This is a genomic window from Bradyrhizobium sp. P3_C3 (assembly GCF_056402655.1).
This window is the reverse complement of sequence record NZ_JBFUGY010000021.1, coordinates 59,944-77,272: the sequence shown is the minus strand read 5'-3', so window position 1 is coordinate 77,272 and position 17,329 is coordinate 59,944. Positions and strand designations below refer to the sequence as shown.

At 64.8% G+C, this 17,329-nt stretch carries 16 protein-coding genes; 5 read left to right on the top strand and 11 right to left on the bottom strand.

The genetic code is table 11. The features are described from left to right. Nucleotides 1-102: 102 nt before the first annotated feature. Nucleotides 103-1,203 (bottom strand): hypothetical protein, encoded by a 1,101-nt coding sequence (locus AC1DW2_RS23620; RefSeq protein ID WP_477007199.1) that lies wholly within the window; start codon nt 1,201-1,203, stop codon nt 103-105. A 399-nt stretch (nt 1,204-1,602) separates the two neighbouring features. Between AC1DW2_RS23620 and AC1DW2_RS23615 the strand changes: the two genes are divergently transcribed. Next, nucleotides 1,603-1,959: a hypothetical protein gene (locus AC1DW2_RS23615; RefSeq protein WP_028158285.1), complete on the top strand. Its 357-nt coding sequence runs from the start codon at nt 1,603-1,605 to the stop codon at nt 1,957-1,959. A 9-nt stretch (nt 1,960-1,968) separates the two neighbouring features. Here AC1DW2_RS23615 and AC1DW2_RS23610 read toward each other — a convergent pair whose 3' ends face one another. Then, a complete protein-coding gene (locus AC1DW2_RS23610; protein ID WP_477007198.1) occupies nt 1,969-4,233 on the bottom strand; it encodes a TonB-dependent siderophore receptor in 2,265 nt (754 codons plus the stop codon). Nucleotides 4,234-4,500: 267 nt separating this feature from the next. Further along, nucleotides 4,501-4,917 (bottom strand): winged helix-turn-helix transcriptional regulator, encoded by a 417-nt coding sequence (locus tag AC1DW2_RS23605; RefSeq protein ID WP_080583959.1) that lies wholly within the window; start codon nt 4,915-4,917, stop codon nt 4,501-4,503. 66 nt (nt 4,918-4,983) lie between these two features. Between AC1DW2_RS23605 and AC1DW2_RS23600 the strand changes: the two genes are divergently transcribed. Beyond that, nucleotides 4,984-6,267, top strand: a complete 1,284-nt coding sequence (locus AC1DW2_RS23600) for an L-dopachrome tautomerase-related protein (RefSeq protein WP_354131381.1) — start codon at nt 4,984-4,986, stop codon at nt 6,265-6,267. A 48-nt stretch (nt 6,268-6,315) separates the two neighbouring features. Here the strand turns inward: AC1DW2_RS23600 and AC1DW2_RS23595 are convergent, their stop codons facing one another. From AC1DW2_RS23595 to AC1DW2_RS23585, 3 genes are all read right to left on the bottom strand, one after another. Then, complete coding sequence (locus AC1DW2_RS23595; RefSeq protein ID WP_283017063.1) at nt 6,316-6,585, bottom strand: hypothetical protein; 270 nt, start codon at nt 6,583-6,585, stop codon at nt 6,316-6,318. A gap of 193 nt (nt 6,586-6,778) precedes the next feature. Then, nucleotides 6,779-8,014 carry a sensor histidine kinase gene (locus tag AC1DW2_RS23590; RefSeq protein WP_477007197.1) on the bottom strand — a complete coding sequence of 412 codons (1,236 nt, stop codon included), beginning with the start codon at nt 8,012-8,014 and terminating at the stop codon, nt 6,779-6,781. Nucleotides 8,015-8,139: 125 nt separating this feature from the next. Next, nucleotides 8,140-8,820 carry a response regulator transcription factor gene (locus AC1DW2_RS23585; protein WP_477007196.1) on the bottom strand — a complete coding sequence of 227 codons (681 nt, stop codon included), beginning with the start codon at nt 8,818-8,820 and terminating at the stop codon, nt 8,140-8,142. A gap of 357 nt (nt 8,821-9,177) precedes the next feature. Between AC1DW2_RS23585 and AC1DW2_RS23580 the strand changes: the two genes are divergently transcribed. The 3 genes from AC1DW2_RS23580 to AC1DW2_RS23570 are packed head-to-tail and all read left to right on the top strand — an operon-like array spanning nt 9,178 to nt 10,796. Continuing rightward, nucleotides 9,178-10,059 (top strand): MipA/OmpV family protein, encoded by an 882-nt coding sequence (locus AC1DW2_RS23580; protein ID WP_477007195.1) that lies wholly within the window; start codon nt 9,178-9,180, stop codon nt 10,057-10,059. 6 nt (nt 10,060-10,065) lie between these two features. Continuing rightward, nucleotides 10,066-10,557, top strand: coding sequence for a hypothetical protein (locus AC1DW2_RS23575; protein ID WP_477007194.1), 492 nt, complete (start codon nt 10,066-10,068; stop codon nt 10,555-10,557). Nucleotides 10,558-10,580: 23 nt separating this feature from the next. Then, entirely contained in the window at nt 10,581-10,796 is a 216-nt protein-coding gene (locus AC1DW2_RS23570; RefSeq protein WP_477007193.1) for a hypothetical protein, read from the top strand. A 17-nt stretch (nt 10,797-10,813) separates the two neighbouring features. Here the strand turns inward: AC1DW2_RS23570 and garD are convergent, their stop codons facing one another. From garD to AC1DW2_RS23545, 5 genes are all read right to left on the bottom strand, one after another. Further along, a complete protein-coding gene (gene garD / locus AC1DW2_RS23565; protein WP_477007192.1) occupies nt 10,814-12,355 on the bottom strand; it encodes a galactarate dehydratase in 1,542 nt (513 codons plus the stop codon). Between the two features lie 125 nt (nt 12,356-12,480). Then, nucleotides 12,481-13,929, bottom strand: coding sequence for an aldehyde dehydrogenase family protein (locus AC1DW2_RS23560; RefSeq protein WP_063982243.1), 1,449 nt, complete (start codon nt 13,927-13,929; stop codon nt 12,481-12,483). A gap of 19 nt (nt 13,930-13,948) precedes the next feature. Beyond that, nucleotides 13,949-15,292 carry a glucarate dehydratase gene (gudD, locus tag AC1DW2_RS23555; RefSeq protein WP_085405880.1) on the bottom strand — a complete coding sequence of 448 codons (1,344 nt, stop codon included), beginning with the start codon at nt 15,290-15,292 and terminating at the stop codon, nt 13,949-13,951. A 26-nt stretch (nt 15,293-15,318) separates the two neighbouring features. Then, nucleotides 15,319-16,263 carry a 5-dehydro-4-deoxyglucarate dehydratase gene (gene kdgD / locus AC1DW2_RS23550; RefSeq protein WP_038952797.1) on the bottom strand — a complete coding sequence of 315 codons (945 nt, stop codon included), beginning with the start codon at nt 16,261-16,263 and terminating at the stop codon, nt 15,319-15,321. Between the two features lie 131 nt (nt 16,264-16,394). Next, entirely contained in the window at nt 16,395-17,300 is a 906-nt protein-coding gene (locus AC1DW2_RS23545) for a LysR family transcriptional regulator (protein ID WP_063982246.1), read from the bottom strand. Between the last annotated feature and the right edge of the window lie 29 nt (nt 17,301-17,329).

The window sequence follows — 17,329 nt, the reverse complement described above, 5'->3', positions numbered from 1 at the left end:
CCTCGCACTGTCTCTGGAATACTGGATCGCCCGATCAAGTCGGGCGATGACAGTTGAGTGTGTGGCTCGGGCCTGCCTCAGCAGCGACGGTCTTGACGACCGTCAATACGTCCGTGCCTTCTTGCAAGGCGCGTAGAACGTGCCGTTGCCGGCGACGACCCGCTCGAGGCATTGCCGGGGATCGGTGATCTCGCCGTCGACCTGGAAATAATAGGCATGCGGTCCCAGGCTCAGGACGTAATGTCCCGGCGCAAGCTCGAGCCCTGAATCGCCGGTGTGAAGCTCGTACATCTCGGGCTTCCCCGGGATCGGCGACACCCGGAACGGATAGGAGAAGTTTCGGATCACCCCGACATCTTCTCCGCCGCCTAGATTTTTGCCTGCAGCGTCGGTCGAAAACTCCCTGGCGATCTTCGCGACGACCCGAACCTCGACGCGCTCGGGGATCACGTTCGCGGCGTCCCGCCGAAACACGATGAATTTGACGCGGCCGTTCGGCAGATGCGGGCGATCGGGCTTCTTGAACTCCGGTGAAATCGCGATGCGCATGTCCGGCGCCATCACGCCGGTCGCATTCAACTCCGCCAGCGATTTGTCGTCGATCAATGCGTAGATGCCGTAGTCGGTTGGCAATACGCGCGTCGGGGGAGGCGGGCCAGGGGTGATCATTTCCGGCTTGGCGACCGTGATCGTCGTCTCCGGCTTGGGCGATACCTGCGCGATCTCCTGGGCCTGGGACGAAATCTGCCGGCGCAGCGCGGCGATGTTATCTCGCTGCGAGACGATCAGGATGACTGCGCCAACGGCAAGCAGGATGGCCGCCGTACGCTTGATCACCGGTAGAAGCGGGCCCGAGAGCGCAGGCAGCTTGCTGCGGGATATCTCGATCCTCGATCGCAAAACGGTCGCGTCGCCGGACACCAGGAGACCGCCTGTCTCAGTCGCCTTTGACGACGTGAGCTGTTGTGACGGCAAGCGCTCCAGCGGCGCCTCGTCGCGCGAGAATTTTTCGACCTCCTCGATCGCGACCTCGAGCGCCCGCTTCATCTGGTCGATGTTCCTGGCGTCGGCGTAGGTGAACTGCTCCTGGAGCTTGTAGCGGGCGAGGTCGTAGACCATCTGCCGCCTGGCTTCCGCGTCGTCCTTCACCGTCTCGAGCATGCGCGAAATCACGAGCGCAAACTGCACTTCGCTTGCGGGCAAGTCGGTCGAATCCTGCGGGCCAGGAAGCAACTCTCTCGAACTCATAGCGCTGACGGTCCAATGCCAGTCACGCCAACACCTGATTTCTCTAATTGAAACAGTTGATTAAAAGATGCGGCCCGCGTCCGCGGCCGTTTCGTACACGTCCTCGCGGAACAAGGAAAGCCTCCAAAACAGCTGCGGCAAATTGCCGACGCGTTGGACATGCAGGACGTGCGCGCCGGCCGGGGCAACGCCGTGCGGCCGTAGTTCCCCGGAATGCGCGCTGGCGCCGGATTTGCATAGCTGTCGCAAAGCCGCTGGGGAGCGAGTCGCCGTCTCCACGCCTGCCGCGACCGTGCGGAAGGCGGACGGCGGTGTCTGTCCCTCGCGGCGCTGATTGCGATCCGCGGAGACGATATGCGACTTGCCAGACTATGTGCGGCGGCGCTGCTGGGGCCGATGGCGCTGCTTGCGACCTCGGCGCTGGCGCGCGACGACGGCCGCTATGCCAACTCGCCGCTAAAACCCTGGTTCGAGAGCCTGCACAGCCAATACGGACAATGCTGCTCGGATGCCGACGGCTACGTCATAGCCGACGTCGACTGGGAATCCGATCGCGGCCACTACCGCGTGCGCATCGACGACGAGTGGGTCGTCGTGCCCGACGGTGCCGTGATCACCGAGCCGAACAAGATCGGTCGAACCATGGTGTGGAAGCACTATGTCGACGGCCATCCGCGCGTGCGCTGCTTCATGCCCGGCAGCATGACGTAGCGGTCGTGGCTAGAATTTGTACGTCACGCTGCCGAGCACCGTGCGGCCGATACCGAGAAAGCAGTCGCCGCGCGCCAGGCACGTGGTGAGGTGACGCTTGTCGAAGAGATTGCTGGCATTGACCTGAAGCCGCCAGGAACCGGTCTCGTAACGAACCATGGCGTCGAACAGCGTATAGTCGGGTGTGCGGAGGGTGTCGGTGCCGTCCCAGGAGGTGCCGATGTAGCGCACGCCGCCGCCGAGCGTGACGCCGGGCAGGCCGAGCAGGGACAGACGGTACTTCGCCCAGAGCGAGGCCTGGTGATCCGGCACGGTCTCGACATGCTTGCCGGAATTGTCGCCGCTTTCCACGCGGGCATCGAGATAGGTATAGGCGCCGATCAGGTCGAGCTCCGGCGTGACGCGCGCCAGCACCTCGAGCTCGGCGCCGCGGATGCGCACCTTCCCGGTCTGGATCGAGAAGCGGTCATCATCGGGGTCGCTGGCCAGCCGATGCCGTTCGGTGGTGTCGAAGATCGCGCCGTTGATCGCATTGCCCGGTGTCGGATTGTACTTGAAGCCGAGCTCCACCATCTCGCCGCGCTGCGGCGCGCACACCGTGGCGCAGACGCCGCTGCCGAACACCGGGTTGAACGACTGCGCATAGGTCACGTAAGGCGTGACGCCGAATGGCAGCTCGTACATCAGCGCGGCGCGGCCGGTGGTCGCCTGGTAGTTTTCGACCGGCGAGGCCTGCGTGTTACTGGTGACGTAGTCGTGGCGCAGCCCAAGCACGGCGAGCCACGGTCCGAGGCGCAACTGGTCCTGAGCGTAAATACCGAGCTGGGTCTGGCGCAGATCCGGTTCGGGAGACATCGTCGGCGCGGGTACGCCGCGGTAGACCGGCGCGTAGAGATCGAACGGCGTCGGGTCTGTGGTGAAGCCTGATTGCGCGTGCTCCCTGAACTCGCGGTAGTCGGTGCCGAACAACACTTTGTGTGCGACCGGTCCGGTGTGCAATTTCAGCTCGGCATTGCTGTCCGAGGTCAGGTTGTCCTTGACCGTCTCGCGGCTCCATACGCTGCGCGCCACGGAGCGTCGGCTGGCGTCGAGAAATGGATAGTTCGGATCGCTTGGATCGACGAAGTTCAGGTCCGGCCACGTCGACCGGTAAATGCCCTCGACATGGGCGTAACGCAGGTTTTGCCGGATCTTCAGACTGTCGCTGAAGCTGTGCTCGAACAGGCTGCTGATCGCGCCGGTCTCGGTCTGGTACTGGTCGAAGCCGGGCTCGCCGGCGAAGCGCCGCACCGGAATGTAGCCGTTGGGGCCGGCAAACAATGTGCCCTCATGCGGCAGGAAGGCCGTGGAGGACCCCGTGGTGTCCTTCTGATAGGTGCCGAGCACCGTCCAGCTGGTGTTGTTGGTCGGCCGCCAGGTCAGTGATGGCGCGAGCACGATGCGGCCGTCCTTGACGTAATCGGTCTGCGTGTTGCTGTCGCGGTATACGCCGATGAAGCGATAGAGCCACTCGCCGTCCTTGGTCAGCTTTCCCGTGGAGTCGAGCTGCACCTGCTTACGGTTGAAGCTGCCATATTGCACGCCGATCTCGTTGGCGGATTCGGCCTGCGGGCGCTTCGAGATCAGGTTCAACAGGCCGGCGGTCGAGGTGTCGCCGTAGAGCACGGAAGAGGGGCCGCGCAAGACCTCGATGCGCTCCAGGGTGTACGGCTCCGGCCGCCATTCGTTGAAGTTGTTGGTGTTCACCATGCGGGTGCCGTCGAGATAGATATTTGGGTCCTGGCCGCGGATGCGCGGATAGTCGCCGCGCGAGTCCGCGCCGTAGGCGTCGGCGAACACGCCGGGGACATAGCGCAGCGCCTCCTGAACGGTGGTCGCGCCCTGGTCGATGATGCGGTCGGCGGTGACCACGGTGATCGACTGCGGTGTCTCACGCAGCGGCGTATCGGTCTTCGTGCCGGTGCCGCTGCGGGTCGCGACGTAGCCGCGGACGGGGCCTGTCGCGGTCTCCGCGCCCGTGCTCGCGCCGGCCGCCTGTGTATCGGCGTTCGATGGTGCGCGCTCGGCCTGGCGACGGCGGCTTGCCGCCTGTGCGGCCTGACGGGAGGGAGACGGACGTGTGCGCGCTGCCGGCCGCGACGATTGCTCGACCACGACGGCGGGCAATTCCTGCGACGATGATTGCGCCTCGGCCGGCGCCGCATCCATCAGGCCTGCCAACAGCGGCAGCGCGCCGCCGATCAATCCTGCCGTCGTTCTGAGATATGTAGTCATTCGCGACCCCATCATTTGCGGGGCGGACGACTAACAAGCGCAGTCGATGGCTTGAAGTGCGGGAGGGGCGCAATGGTCCCTCAATCATCAGATTTGGAATTAGTATTTATATAAGTAGAGCGCGCGCCGCTTGATGGCGGCGCGCGGATGGCCTCATGTGAGGATGGAGAATCGTGTCTCGTCGCGGCGTAGGCCCACGCCGTCTTGATCGACGTGTGCGATTTACTTGCAGTCGCCGCAAGGCATCGTGGATACGCAGGGGCCCGCCTACGCGCGACCTGCCGGCAGGCTCCGTCTGACCCGCGGCGAGAGCGAAACGGCGCCGTTGACCGCACCGGCACGAGCCGCTTCCGTCGCGAGATACTGATTGCCCCATGTCCAGAGCATGCGAACGACCGGTTCGAGCGAGCGCCCAAGCGCCGTCAGGGAATACTCGACCCGCGGCGGGACCTCCGCATAGATCTCGCGATGAATGAGGCCGTCCGCCTCGAGCTCGCGGAGCTGGCGCGTCAGCATGCGCTGCGTGATCCGGGACAGGCGCCGCTTGAGCTCGTTGAAGCGAATCGTATCGTCGAGCAGGTGGTAGAGAATCACGCCCTTCCACTTGCCGTCGATCAGATCGAGGGTGGCCTCCACGGGGCATCCCACGGCACAATCATACGTCTTGCTGCCGAGCTTCTGCATGGTTCACTCCGTGATACTAGAGGACTGGCCTGTGCGTAATTGTCAGTCCGCAAATTAGCGCGCATCGTGGCTCTCGCAAAGATCGATATCGGCGAGGCGGTGAACGAGCGGCCGCTTCGGCTCGCATTTGGGTCTCTGCATTCAAATCCTGCGGCGGTTGCCGGCGCGGACCGGGCGCACGCGCGCCGGAATAACCGTGGAAAACAAAGGGAGGGAGCGGTGCGAAGCGTGAGGAGAGGAATTCGACTTGTCATTTTTCTGTCGGCGGCAATCGTCACGGGCGCGGCCTGTGCCGAGAACGGAGGCGGCAACGCGGAAGTCTTTGCGAAGCTCCCTCAGTCGGTCGGCAACATTGCGTTTACGCCGGACAATCAGCTGATCTTCAGTCACCATCCATTCTTCAGTCCCGACGTTCGTGTGGCGCGGCTGACATCGCCGACGACGTTCGAGCCGTTTCCAAATGCGGAATGGAATACGCCACGAAAAGGCACCGATCAGTACCTCGATAACGTCCTGGGTCTTCGTTCCGACGAAAGCGGTGTCGTGTGGATCATCGACATGGGATTCCGGACGCAGATCACGCCGAAGCTGGTCGGCTGGAACACGCGCACGAACAGGCTGGAGCGCATCCACTACATGCCCGAGCCCGTGACCGTGAAAGGCTCGCAGCCGCAGGACATCGTGATCGACCAGAAGAACCGGAAATTCTACATCGCCGACGAAAACATCGGGCCCGGCGGCGATGGCTCTCACGCTGCGATCATCGTCATCGACATGGATACGGGTGCCGCCCGGCGCGTGCTGGACGGCGATCGATCCACCGTCCCTGAAAATGTGCCGATCACCGTGGATGGCAATGATCTGACCGTGCCTGGCAAGGACGGCAAGCCTTCGCTCATTAAGGTCGGCTGCGACGGCATCACGATGGATGCCAGGTCCGAATGGGTCTATTTCGCGCCACTCAGCGGCCGGTCGCTGTACCGCATCAAGGCCACCGACCTCGGCAACGAGAAGCTGCCCGCCGAAGAGCTGAGCGCGCGGGTGGAACGCTACTCGGACAAACCGAACAATGGCGGCCTGTCGATCGACTATGCGGGCAACATCTACCTGACTGCGGTCGAGACCAAATCGATTGGAGTCATAGGAGCCGACCGGAAGTTTCGCACTTATTTGAGCGATCCGGACATGGTGTGGCCGGACGGGATTACTGCCTCTCCCGACGGGTACATGTACGTGTCCGCGTCTCAGGTCTCCGCAGCCGCCATGTTCCATGGCGGCAAGGCCGAAAACAAGACGCCGTATCTGATCTATCGGTTCAAGCCGATCGCGGCAGGCTATATCTCACGCTGACGGCGGGAGCGACGACCCCGGCAAGGGCAGCCGGGGTCGAAAACTGTCTCAGCGCTCTTCGCTCGTGGCGTTGGCGCTCGCCAGCCGCTTGACGCGCGGCGACAGCACCGACATTTGCGCGGGCGAGGCCGGCATGCCGGCGACGATCATCGCGGGCGCAGACGACTGCTCCTCGACCCCGGCGCCGCCGAGCACCTGCACTTGCGTCGTCGAAATCGGAAACGACTTCACGTCGTAAGAGGGAAGCTCGCCGGCAAATGCACCGGCCGAGCTCGCAATCATGGCGCCGGCAACGGCAAATATTGAAAGAACGCGCATTGGAAAATCTCCGTGGAAGATGGCAATCGGAGGTTTGGTCGCGGCGATGCCACGCCAGGTTCGCTTGTGTGCGAACATTCGACCGCCGCCGGCGGATCTATTTGATTGCGTGATGCGACAGACGTGAAACGCGGAAGAAGTTTTCCACGCCAATGTTTCCGGACGGTTTCGCCGAAGGGCTAGAAGCGGCTCGTCAGCCCGTTTGCAGATCGAGGTGCGGCGATCTGGTCGTCGCGGTGGCCTCGGGAAAGCGCAAGCTCATCGTCGTGCCGCGGCCCGGCGCGGAGGAAATGACCAGCTCTCCGCCGTGCGCGGCCATGATCTCGCGGACGATCGACAGGCCGAGGCCGGCGCCGTCGCCCGCGCTGTTGCCGGTCTGAAATGGCTCGAGCAGCCTGTGCTCCGCGCCGTCGGGCAGGCCCGCGCGGTCATCGTCGATCGAGATGTCGCCGCGGCTGAGCGTGGCGACGATGCGCCGCGCACCATGGGCGTGGATGAGCGCGTTGCCGACGAGATTCGCAAGCGCACTGCGTACCGCGGCGTCGACGCCTTGCACCAGGAACGGACCTTCTTCGGCGTGCTCCAGCGCAAGCTCTATGCCGGCGTCCAGCGCCGAGGGGCTGAAATCGGCGAGCACGTCCAGCGTGATCTCGGCAAGATCGATCGGTCGCTTCTCGATCGCATGATTTTGCAATCGCGCCAGGTCGAGCATGGCGGAGACCAGCGACGTCAGGCGGCGGACGTCGCGCACCAACTCCACCCTCAGCGCCGGCTCGGGCACGTCCTCGATTTTCGCGCGCAGCAGCGTGAGCGGCGTGCGGAGCTGATGGGCGGCATTGCCGAGAAAGCGGCGTTGCATCCTGATGTAGGCGTCGATCTCGCCGAAGGCGCGGTTCAGCGCCGCGACCAGCGGCTTCAGCTCGGTGGGGACTTCGGACAGGGATATCAGGCCCTGCGGGGCCGATGGGTCGATCGCGAGCGCGCGACGCGCCACCCGTTCGATGCCGCGCGAGACGAAACGTGCGGCCAGCATTGAGCCGATGGCGACCGTCGCCGCAAAGGCCAGCGCCAGCGTGATGATCGCGAAAATGCTGCGGACAAGGAAGTTCCTTGCAATCCGGCCGAAGCGAACCTTGGGTTCGCCGACCATCATCGTAAGCTGCAACGGGCCCCGTTGCACGACGGCGAGACAAAAGGTGTTCTTCTGGTCGAGTGTGCTGAAGACGGACGAGCCGATCGGCCCGTGATAGGGAAACGCGAAGGGGAGGGTGGGCCGGCGTTCGCTCCCGTATTCGCTGACCAGATCGCCCGCGGACAAGACGTACCAGAGGTTCGGGCTGTCCGCTTTAAGCTCCCCGAGGGCGGGAGTCGGGCGTACCGTCAGGTTTTGCCCCTCGATCACCGTGGCGCGATCGAGAACGGCGATCACAATGCGGCAAGCCCTGAACTCGCGTTCCTCCATCGGGTAACGCCAGATGAAGACACCGAGCATGATCAGGAAGATCGTCGTCGCGGCGATGCCAAGCGACAGCGCAAACGTTCGGGCAATCGACGTCATCGCGGTGTTGCCAGCCGCAGGATGTAGCCGATGCCCCGCATGCTGCGGATCTCGACATCGCCGCCGAGCTCGGTCAGTTTCTTCCGCAAGCGCGAGACCTGCGCTTCGAGCGTGTTGGATTCGATCTCGTCGTCGAAGCCGTAGATCTCCTCGATCAGGGCGGCGCGGGTGATGACGCGGTCGCGGCGCATCAGGAGCGCTCCGAGGATCAGCGCCTCGCGCCGGCGCAGCAGGAATTTCGTGTCGGCGACCACCGCCTCGTTGCTGCCGAGATGCAGCTCGACATTGCCGAGCGACAGCACCGAGGGCGCGAGCTGCCGGGGGCGCCGCAACACAGCGCGCACCCGCGCAATGAGCTCCTGCGGCTCGAACGGCTTGCCGAGATAGTCGTCGGCGCCGCCATTGAGACCGTCGACGACATCCTCCTTGGCGTCCTTGGAGGTCAGCATGATGATCGCGGGACGGTCCGCCGATCGGCTCAGCGCCGTCACCAACTGGAGCGCATCTCCATCGGGCAGCATCCGGTCGATGATCGCGAGATCATATTTGAAATTGTCCAGCGCCTGGCGGGCATCGGCAATCGAGCCGACGACGTCGACAATGCCGTGCAATTGTCCGAGCAGGCGGCTGACATAGGCGCCGATCTGCGGTTCGTCTTCGATTACGAGGGAGCGCACGGGACGTCCTTGACTCTGCTGGGGCAACAAAACCTGAGCGTGACGCTCCCTGGCCGAAGTCTGGCGTTCCGGCTCGTGCGCAGGGTTCCCATTAAGGCAGCGAGCTTGGCGAATAAAAGGCAGGAGCGAGGGCGCCGACCGGCCCTAGCGCTCAAAGTTTGCGAGCGTGAGCGCGGCCCGGCAATGTTCGGGCAACATTGATCCGGCGGCGCGCCCGGCATGCGCCGCGAATGGATCGGGGCGCTGTCTGCCCCTTGCAATCTTGGGGCAATTTTGCCGGACCACATGCTGTGGCTCCTAACCACACGAGTCGACCAGGCCAGCAAGGCCGGTCCGGGGCCCTGTAAATGAAGCATTTTGACGAAGCTGCTCTCGATCCTGCGGCGAGAGCGCAGCACCTTGCTGACCGCATTCCTCGCCGCGTTCGGCGCAATCCTGGCAATCCCGCAGTCGGCATCGGCGCAGACGGCGTTCACGTTGCCAGCCCCGCCGTTCGACGTGCCGATGCTGCCGTCACCTTCCGGCAACTGGACCGTCATGGTCGGCATCGGCGGAGAGTACACGCCGGATTTCGTCGGATCGAAGAACGGGAAGCTCATGCCGATCCCGATCTTCTCCATTCGCCGTGCCGGATCGGTCGACCAGTTTCGCGGGCCCCGCGACAGCGCCAGTATCGCGCTGTTCGACGTCGGAAATTTTCGCGCCGGCCCCGCGTTCAAATACGTCGCGTCGCGCAGGAGCGATAAATATGCCGAGCTGACCGGCCTTGGCGACGTCAAGGCCGCATACGAGCTCGGCGGGTTCGTCGAATATTTCCCGGTCGACTGGCTGCGCCTGCGCAGTGAATTGCGCCAGGGCATGGGCGGAAATACCGGCACGGTCGCCGATGTCTCCGCCGACGTCATCGTGCCGCTGATCCAAAGGCTCACGATCTCGGCCGGCCCGCGCTTCACCTGGAAAAGCACCAAGGCGACTGCGCCCTATTTCGGCGTCGACGCCGTGCAGTCCGTGGCGTCCGGGCTGCCGATGTACGATGCCAAAGGCGGTGCGCATTCGGTCGGCTTCGGCGGCCAGATCTCCTATCGCATCAATCCGCAGTGGGAAGTCCATGCCTATGTCGAGTACGAGAAGCTGCTGGGCGACGCCGCAGACAGCCCGCTCGTGAAGCTGCGGGGATCGTCGAACCAGACGACGATCGGCCTCGGTGCGTCCTATTCGTTCGATTTCAGGATTCGATAGGTCACCATGCGCCGCATTGCTTTTCTATGGGTTGGCCTGGCGGTCGCTTGCATCGCCCTCGGCGCGGCCGCCGCGTTCGAGACGCGCGCGACCCGGCTCCAGGCGATCAAGACCGTCGGCATCGTCTCGGCCATCGGCGAGGAGATGAGCCTGACGCAAGCCGGCCTGATCGCGCTCGGCAACGCCGGGCAAAGCCTCTCGATCAGCGCATGGGGGCTGGACGAGCTGATCGTCCAGCAGGCGACGAAGCTGCTCGGTGGACGCTTTCGCGTGCAGGCGGTGAGCTACCGACGTGCCGCGTTTGCCGCGATCAGGGATTCGGCGGTTGCGCCAGTCAATCTCCTGCGCAGCGATCCGTTCAAGGAGCTGGTTCGCAGCGATGTCGCGCCGCAGGGGTTGGATGCCTACATCGGGCCAGATCGAAGCTCGGCAACGGCCGCAACGTCGAGGGCATCGGGCTTGCCCAATATCGCACGCTGCTTGCGGATTACGGCCTGATCCACGCGCTCTACGAGGTGCGCGTGATCGACGGCAAGTCGTTCAACGTGATCGAGAAGCGGGCAGCCGCGCCGCTCGACAACACCGGCACCATGCGGCTCGCCGGACCCAGCGGGCCGATCGACGCGACGTTCGAGGGGCCGGCTGCGAACGAACGGCTACGCGCGGCGGTCGCGGATCTCATTACGCGCAGTCTGCCGGTCACGCTCGGCGACATGCACCTGATCGACGGTCAGTGAGGCCGGTTGGCCCGGCCTCAGGTCACCGGCGCCGGATTGAACAGCGTGAGGTCGTTGTGGATGCCCCAACGGTCCGACCACGGCTTCGTGCGGCCGCTGGCGACATCGAGGATCAGGCGGAACAGGTCCCAGCCGGTTTCCTCGATGGTCTTCTCGCCGGTGGCGATGCCGCCGGCGTCGAAGTCGATCAAATCCTTCCAGCGGCGCGCGAGCTCGGTGCGGGTCGCAACCTTGATCACGGGCGCAGCCGCAAGACCGTAGGGCGTGCCGCGGCCGGTGGTGAACACCTGCAGCGTCATGCCGGAGGCGAGCTGGAGTGTGCCGCAGATGAAGTCGGACGCGGGCGTTGCCGCGAACAGCATGCCCTTCTGGGTCGCCTTCTCGCCGGGCGAGAGCACGCCGGTGATGGCGGACGAGCCGGACTTGACGATCGAGCCGAGTGACTTTTCGACGATGTTGGCGAGGCCGCCCTTCTTGTTGCCGGGCGTGGTGTTGGCGCTGCGATCGGCGCCGCCGCGGGCGAGATAAGAATCGTACCAGGCCATCTCGCGCACCAGCGCGCGGCCGACGTCCTCGTTGATGGCGCGTCGCGTGAGGAGCTGGATCGCGTCGCGCACTTCGGTCACTTCCGAGAACATCACGGTCGCGCCGGCACGCACCAGCAGGTCCGCGGCGAAGCCGACGGCGGGGTTCGCGGTGACGCCGGAGAAGGCGTCGCTGCCGCCGCATTGCAGGCCGATGACGAGGTCGGCGGCCGGGCAGGTCTCACGGGTGCGGGTGTTGAGGATCTTCAGGCGGGCTTCGGCCTGGGTCATGATTGCGTCGACGATCGCACCAAAGCCGTCGAAGGCCTCATCCTGCATGCGCACGATGGCATCGCTGACGCCTTCCGGCACCAGCCGCTCTGGCGCGAGCTTTTCGCAGCCGAGGCCGATGACCAGGATCTCGCCGCCGAAATTCGGGTTCTGCGCGATGTTTTGCAGCGTGCGGATCGGAACGACCGCATCGGGCGCATTGATGGCGACGCCGCAGCCATAGGCGTGCGTCAGCGGCACGACGTCGTCGACGTTTGGGTATTTCGGCAGCAGTTCGGCGCGGATGCGCTTCACGGCGTATTCCATCGTGCCCTTGACGCATTGCACGGAGGAGGAGATGCCGAGGATGTTCTTGGTGCCGACCGAGCCATCGGAGTTGCGAAAGCCTTCGAAGGTAAAGCCTTCGAGCGGCGGGAGCGGTGCCGGGACGGCGGTCGAGATTTCCAGCTTGTCGAGGGCAGGGGCCTCGGGCATGCGGATGCGCGCTTCATCGACCCATTCGCCGGCCAGGATCGGCGACAACGCGTGGCCGATCACCTCGCCGTAGCGGATGATCGGTTGATCTTGCGCGATATCGACCAGTGCCGTCTTGTGCCCCTGCGGCACGAAGGCGCGCAGCGTCAGCCCGCTGGCGAAGCGGGAGCCGGCGGGAAGCCCGAAATCATTGACCACGATCGCGACATTGTCGCGCTCGTTGAGCTTGATGTAGCGGGGCTGCTCTTTCGCTGCGACGTCCTGGTCCATCTGCTTTGCCTCAGAAGATGAAGTCGTAGGGTGGGCAAAGGCGCAACGCGCCGTGCCCACCATGCTTCACACCGAAGGTAAGTGGTGGGCACGCTTCGCTTTGCCCACCCTACGATCGTGGCCTATCAACCCGGATAGGTATAAGCGGTCTTCACCGTGGTGTAGAACTCGCGCGCATAGGAGCCCTGCTCGCGGGCGCCGTAGCTCGAACCCTTCCGGCCGCCGAACGGTACGTGATAGTCGACGCCGGCGGTCGGCAGATTGACCATCACCATGCCGGACTCGCTGTTGCGCTTGTAGTGCGAGGCGTATTTCAGGCTGCTCGTGCAGATGCCCGAGGCGAGGCCGAACTCGGTGTCGTTGGAGATCGCCAGCGCTTCCTCGTAGTTCTTGGCGCGGATGACGGCGGCGACGGGGCCAAAAATCTCCTCACGCGCGATGCGCATATTGTTGTTGGCCTCGGTGAACAGCGCCGGCTGGAGGTAATGGCCGGGCGTCTCGCGCTTGAGCAGCTCGCCGCCGAAGGCGAGCTTTGCGCCTTCGTCCTGGCCGATCTTGATGTAGCGCAGATCCTGGTCGAGCTGGCTCTGGTCGACCACGGGGCCGATATGCACGCCGGCCTTGAGCGCGTCGTCCACCGACAGGCCCTTCAGGCGCTCGGCCACCGCCGCGACGAAGCGATCGTGGATGCCTTCGGTGACGATCAGGCGGGAGGAGGCGGTGCAGCGCTGGCCGGTCGAGAAATAGGCGCCGTTGACGGCGACCTCGACGGCGGTCTTCAGGTCGGCATCGTCGAGCACGACCAGCGGATTCTTGCCGCCCATCTCGAGCTGGAACTTCTTCATCGGGTTCGACAGCACGCAGGCCTGCGCGATCTTGCGGCCGGTCTGCACCGAACCGGTGAAGGAGATCGCGGCCACATCCGGATGGTCGAGCAGGGTCTGGCCGACGACGGAGCCGGAGCCGACCACGAGGTTGAACACGCCGGCCGGAATGCCGGAGCGGGTGATGATCTCGGACAGCGCATGTCCCGAGCCCGGCACCAGCTCGGCCGGCTTGAACACCACCGTGTTGCCGTAGCAGAGCGCGGGCGCGATCTTCCAGGCGGGGATCGCGATCGGGAAATTCCAGGGCGTGATCATGCCGACGACGCCGACGGGCTCACGGGTGAGCTCGACGTCGAGGCCGGGACGGACGGAGGCGCCCTTCTCGCCGATCAGGCGCAGCGCTTCGCCGGCGAAGAACGCAAAGATCTGGCCGGCGCGCGCGACCTCGCCGATGCCCTCGGGGAGCGTCTTGCCTTCCTCGCGGGCGAGCAGGCGGCCGAGCTCTTCCTTGCGGGCGAGGATTTCGAGAGAAATCTTGTTCAGCGCGTCATAGCGCACCTGCGGCGTCGACTGCGCCCAGGCCGGGAAGGCGGCCTTGGCTGCCGCGATCGCCTTCTCGGTCTGCGCCTTGTCGGCCTTGGCGTACTCGCCGACGAGGTCGTTGGTGTTGGAGGGGTTGATGTTCTTGGTGACGCCGGAGCCGTCGACCCATTCGCCGCCGATGAAGTTCTTCAGGATCGCAGTCATGTAGTCCTCCGAGATTTTCTTAACGCACGAGGCAGGGACGCTTGTCGTCAAAGGTCCAGCCGGGGATCAGGTCCTGCATGGCAGTAGCGTCATCGCGGGCGCCGAGTCCATGCTTCTTGTAAAGCTCATGCGCGGTTTCGATGGCCGGGCGGTCGATTTCGATGCCGAGGCCCGGCCGCTCGGGCACGGCGATCTTGCCGCCCTTGATCTGGAGCGGCTCCTTGGTCAGCGCCTGGCCGTCCTGCCAGATCCAGTGGGTATCGATCGCGGTGACCTTGCCGGGCGCGGCGGCGCCGACATGGGTGAACATCGCGAGCGAAATGTCAAAGTGATTGTTGGAGTGCGAGCCCCAGGTCAGGCCGTTGTCGCGGCAGGTCTGGGCGACGCGCACCGAGCCCTGCATGGTCCAGAAGTGGGGGTCGGCCAGCGGAATGTCCACCGCCCCCAAGCGTAGTGCATGGGAGAGCTGGCGCCAGTCGGTCGCGATCATGTTGGTCGCGGTCGGCAGGCCCGTGGCACGGCGGAACTCGGCCATGATCTCGCGACCCGAGAAGCCGGCTTCGGCGCCGCAGGGATCCTCGGCATAGGCCAGGATGCCGTGCATGCCCTTGCAGAGGCTGATCGCCTCGTCGAGCGACCATGCGCCGTTGGGATCGAGCGTGACGCGTGCGCTGGGGAAGCGCTTTGCGATGGCGGTGACGGCCTCGATCTCCTGCTCGCCGCGGAGCACGCCGCCCTTGAGCTTGAAGTCCGCGAAGCCATAATGGTCGTGGGTGGCTTCCGCGAGCCGCACCACGGTCTCCGGCGTCATCGCCTCCTGGTGGCGCAGGTTGAACCATTCGGGCTTGCCGGTCTCGCCGCTGACGTAGTCAAGCTTGCTCTTGCGCCGGTCGCCGACGAAGAAGAGATAGCCGAGCGTCTCGACGCTCTTGCGCTGCTGGCCTTCGCCGAGCAGTGCGGCGACGGGCAGGTTGAGGTGCTGGCCGAGCAGGTCGAGCAGTGCGGACTCGATCGCCGTGACCGCATGGATCATCACGCGCAGGTCGAACGTCTGCTTGCCGCGGCCGCCGGCATCTCGGTCGGCGAACGCCGTGCGGACGTCGGCAAGGATGTTGTTCATCGCGCCGACGGTCTTGCCGATCACGAGATCGCGGGCATCCTGGAGCGTCTGCCAGATCTTTTGCCCGCCCGGTACCTCGCCGACGCCGGTGTGTCCGGAATTGTCGGTGAGGATGACGATGTTGCGGGTGAAGAACGGCGCGTGCGCGCCGCTCAGATTGAGGAGCATGCTGTCGCGGCCCGCGACCGGGATCACCTGCATCGATGTGACGACCGGTGCGCCGGAGACCTCAGTCTGGGCCATCGCACGCTCCTCCCTGTTGTTGTCTGTTATTCTGCAGCTTGTTGTGACGATCGGATGGCGGGGAGATTCTTCACCAGCGCGGTCAGCTCCGCAACCTCCTGCTCGGTGAGATCGGTCAGCGGCGGGCGGACCGGGCCGGAATCGCGGCCGATCACCTTCATGCCGGCCTTGATGATCGAGACCGCATAGCCCTTCTTGCGGTTGCGGATTGCGATCAGCGGCAGGATGAAGTTCTTCAGGCCGGCATGGATCGTCTCATGGTCGCGCTTGCGCACCGCGGCGTAGAAGTTGGTGGCGAATTCTGGAACGAAGTTGAACACGGCCGAGGAATAGGTCGTCACGCCCATGTCGAGATAGGGCAGCGCGAAGGTTTCCGCGGTCGGCAGGCCGCCGATATAGGTGAGGCGGTCGCCGAGCTTGGTGTAGACGCGGGTCATCAGCTCGATGTCGCCGATGCCGTCCTTGTAGCCGACGAGGTTCGGGCAGCGCTCGGCGAGGCGCGCCAGCGTATCGGGCTGCAGGATGGCGTTGTCGCGGTTGTAGACGATGACGCCGATCTTCACGGCGGCGCACACGGCTTCCACGTGGGCGGCAAGGCCGTCCTGCTCGGAATGGGTCAGATAGGGCGGCAGCAGCAACAGGCCGTCGGCGCCGGCCTTTTCCGCGCCGATCGCGATCTCGCGCGCGGTGGCGGTGCCGTAGCCGGTGCCGGCGAGCACGGGCACGCGGCCCTTGGTCTCGTCGACGGCGATCTTGACCACCTGCGGAACCTCGGTCGGCGTCAGCGAGAAGAACTCGCCGGTGCCGCCGGCGGCGAACAGGCCGGCAACGTCATAGCCGCACAGCCAGTCCATGTTGGCGCGGTAGGTCGCCTCATCGAACGAATAGTCCGCCTTGAAGGGCGTGACGGGGAAGGACAGGAGGCCCGATCCGATCTTCTGGGCCATTTCCTGCGGGGTCATCTTGCTCATGGGCGCTGCTCCCTTAATTTGCGTGTTGTGGAGGACGCGGGCCGAAGCCTGCGCGTCCATGCGCCGTTGTTTAGGAGACCGTTCGATGCGCGTCCAAGCCAAAGCCTATATCGACCGATGCGGATTGAGCATCAATCGTCCGCTACCTCCGCGGAGGACAATTCGCCTGCGATTTTGACCAGAGCGGAGAGCAGCGGGTTCTCGTCGTCGCGGCGCCAGACCATGAACAGCTCGACGGGGACGCGGGTGCGCAGCTTCAACGGCCGCAGTCGCACGTCGGAGATCTTCAGGCTCGCAGCCGCGGCCGGCACGATGGCAAGGCCGAGGCCGGCGCGGACCATGGCGAGGATCGAATGGATCTGGCTCAGATGCTGCACATAGCGCGGCAGCACGTCGGCGCGGGTGAACAGCGCCACCAGCAGATCGTGGAAATATCGGCTCTCATAGGGCGAGTACATCACGAAGGGCTGGTCGTCGAAATCCTTGATGGTGATGGTCTCGGCATTCGCCAGCGGATGCTTCTTCGGGATCGCGGCGAGCAGGGGCTCGGCGACGACACGGCGGCTGGCCACTTCGGGGCGCGCGATCGGCGGCCGCAACAGCCCGGCGTCGATCTGGCCGGAGCTGAGCGCCTCGAACTGATCACCGGACACCATCTCCTTCAGCGAGAAATCGACCTCGGGCAGCTTGGCGCGGCAGGCGGCGACGAGCTCCGGGAGGAAGCCGTAGGCGGCAGCCGCCGTGAAGCCGATTTTCAGCGAGCCGGTTTTGCCGAGCGCGATGCGGCGGGCGACTTGCGAGGCGCTTTCCGCAAGCTTCAGGATGCGCCTTGCCTCGGGCAGGAAGCTGCGCCCCGCCGGCGTCAGGCGCACCGAGCGGCTGGTGCGCTCCAGCAGCGGCGCGTCGATGATGTGCTCGAGCACCTGGATCTGCCGCGACAGCGGTGGCTGGGTCATGTTCAGTCGCGCGGCGGCGCGGCCGAAATGCAGTTCTTCGGCCACCGTGACGAAACAGCGGAGCTGGTTGAGGTCGAACATCGATACATGCCTTAGATGGATAAGGCGTT

Coding starts and splice junctions, on each gene's coding strand:
- AC1DW2_RS23615 (WP_028158285.1), top strand. CDS start 1,603: ATGCGACTTGCCAGACTATGTGCGGCGGCGCTGCTGGGGCCGATGGCG.
- AC1DW2_RS23610 (WP_477007198.1), bottom strand. CDS start 4,233: ATGACTACATATCTCAGAACGACGGCAGGATTGATCGGCGGCGCGCTG.
- AC1DW2_RS23605 (WP_080583959.1), bottom strand. CDS start 4,917: ATGCAGAAGCTCGGCAGCAAGACGTATGATTGTGCCGTGGGATGCCCC.
- AC1DW2_RS23595 (WP_283017063.1), bottom strand. CDS start 6,585: ATGCGCGTTCTTTCAATATTTGCCGTTGCCGGCGCCATGATTGCGAGC.
- AC1DW2_RS23575 (WP_477007194.1), top strand. CDS start 10,066: ATGCGCCGCATTGCTTTTCTATGGGTTGGCCTGGCGGTCGCTTGCATC.
- garD (WP_477007192.1), bottom strand. CDS start 12,355: ATGGACCAGGACGTCGCAGCGAAAGAGCAGCCCCGCTACATCAAGCTC.
- AC1DW2_RS23560 (WP_063982243.1), bottom strand. CDS start 13,929: ATGACTGCGATCCTGAAGAACTTCATCGGCGGCGAATGGGTCGACGGC.
- gudD (WP_085405880.1), bottom strand. CDS start 15,292: ATGGCCCAGACTGAGGTCTCCGGCGCACCGGTCGTCACATCGATGCAG.
- kdgD (WP_038952797.1), bottom strand. CDS start 16,263: ATGAGCAAGATGACCCCGCAGGAAATGGCCCAGAAGATCGGATCGGGC.
- AC1DW2_RS23545 (WP_063982246.1), bottom strand. CDS start 17,300: ATGTTCGACCTCAACCAGCTCCGCTGTTTCGTCACGGTGGCCGAAGAA.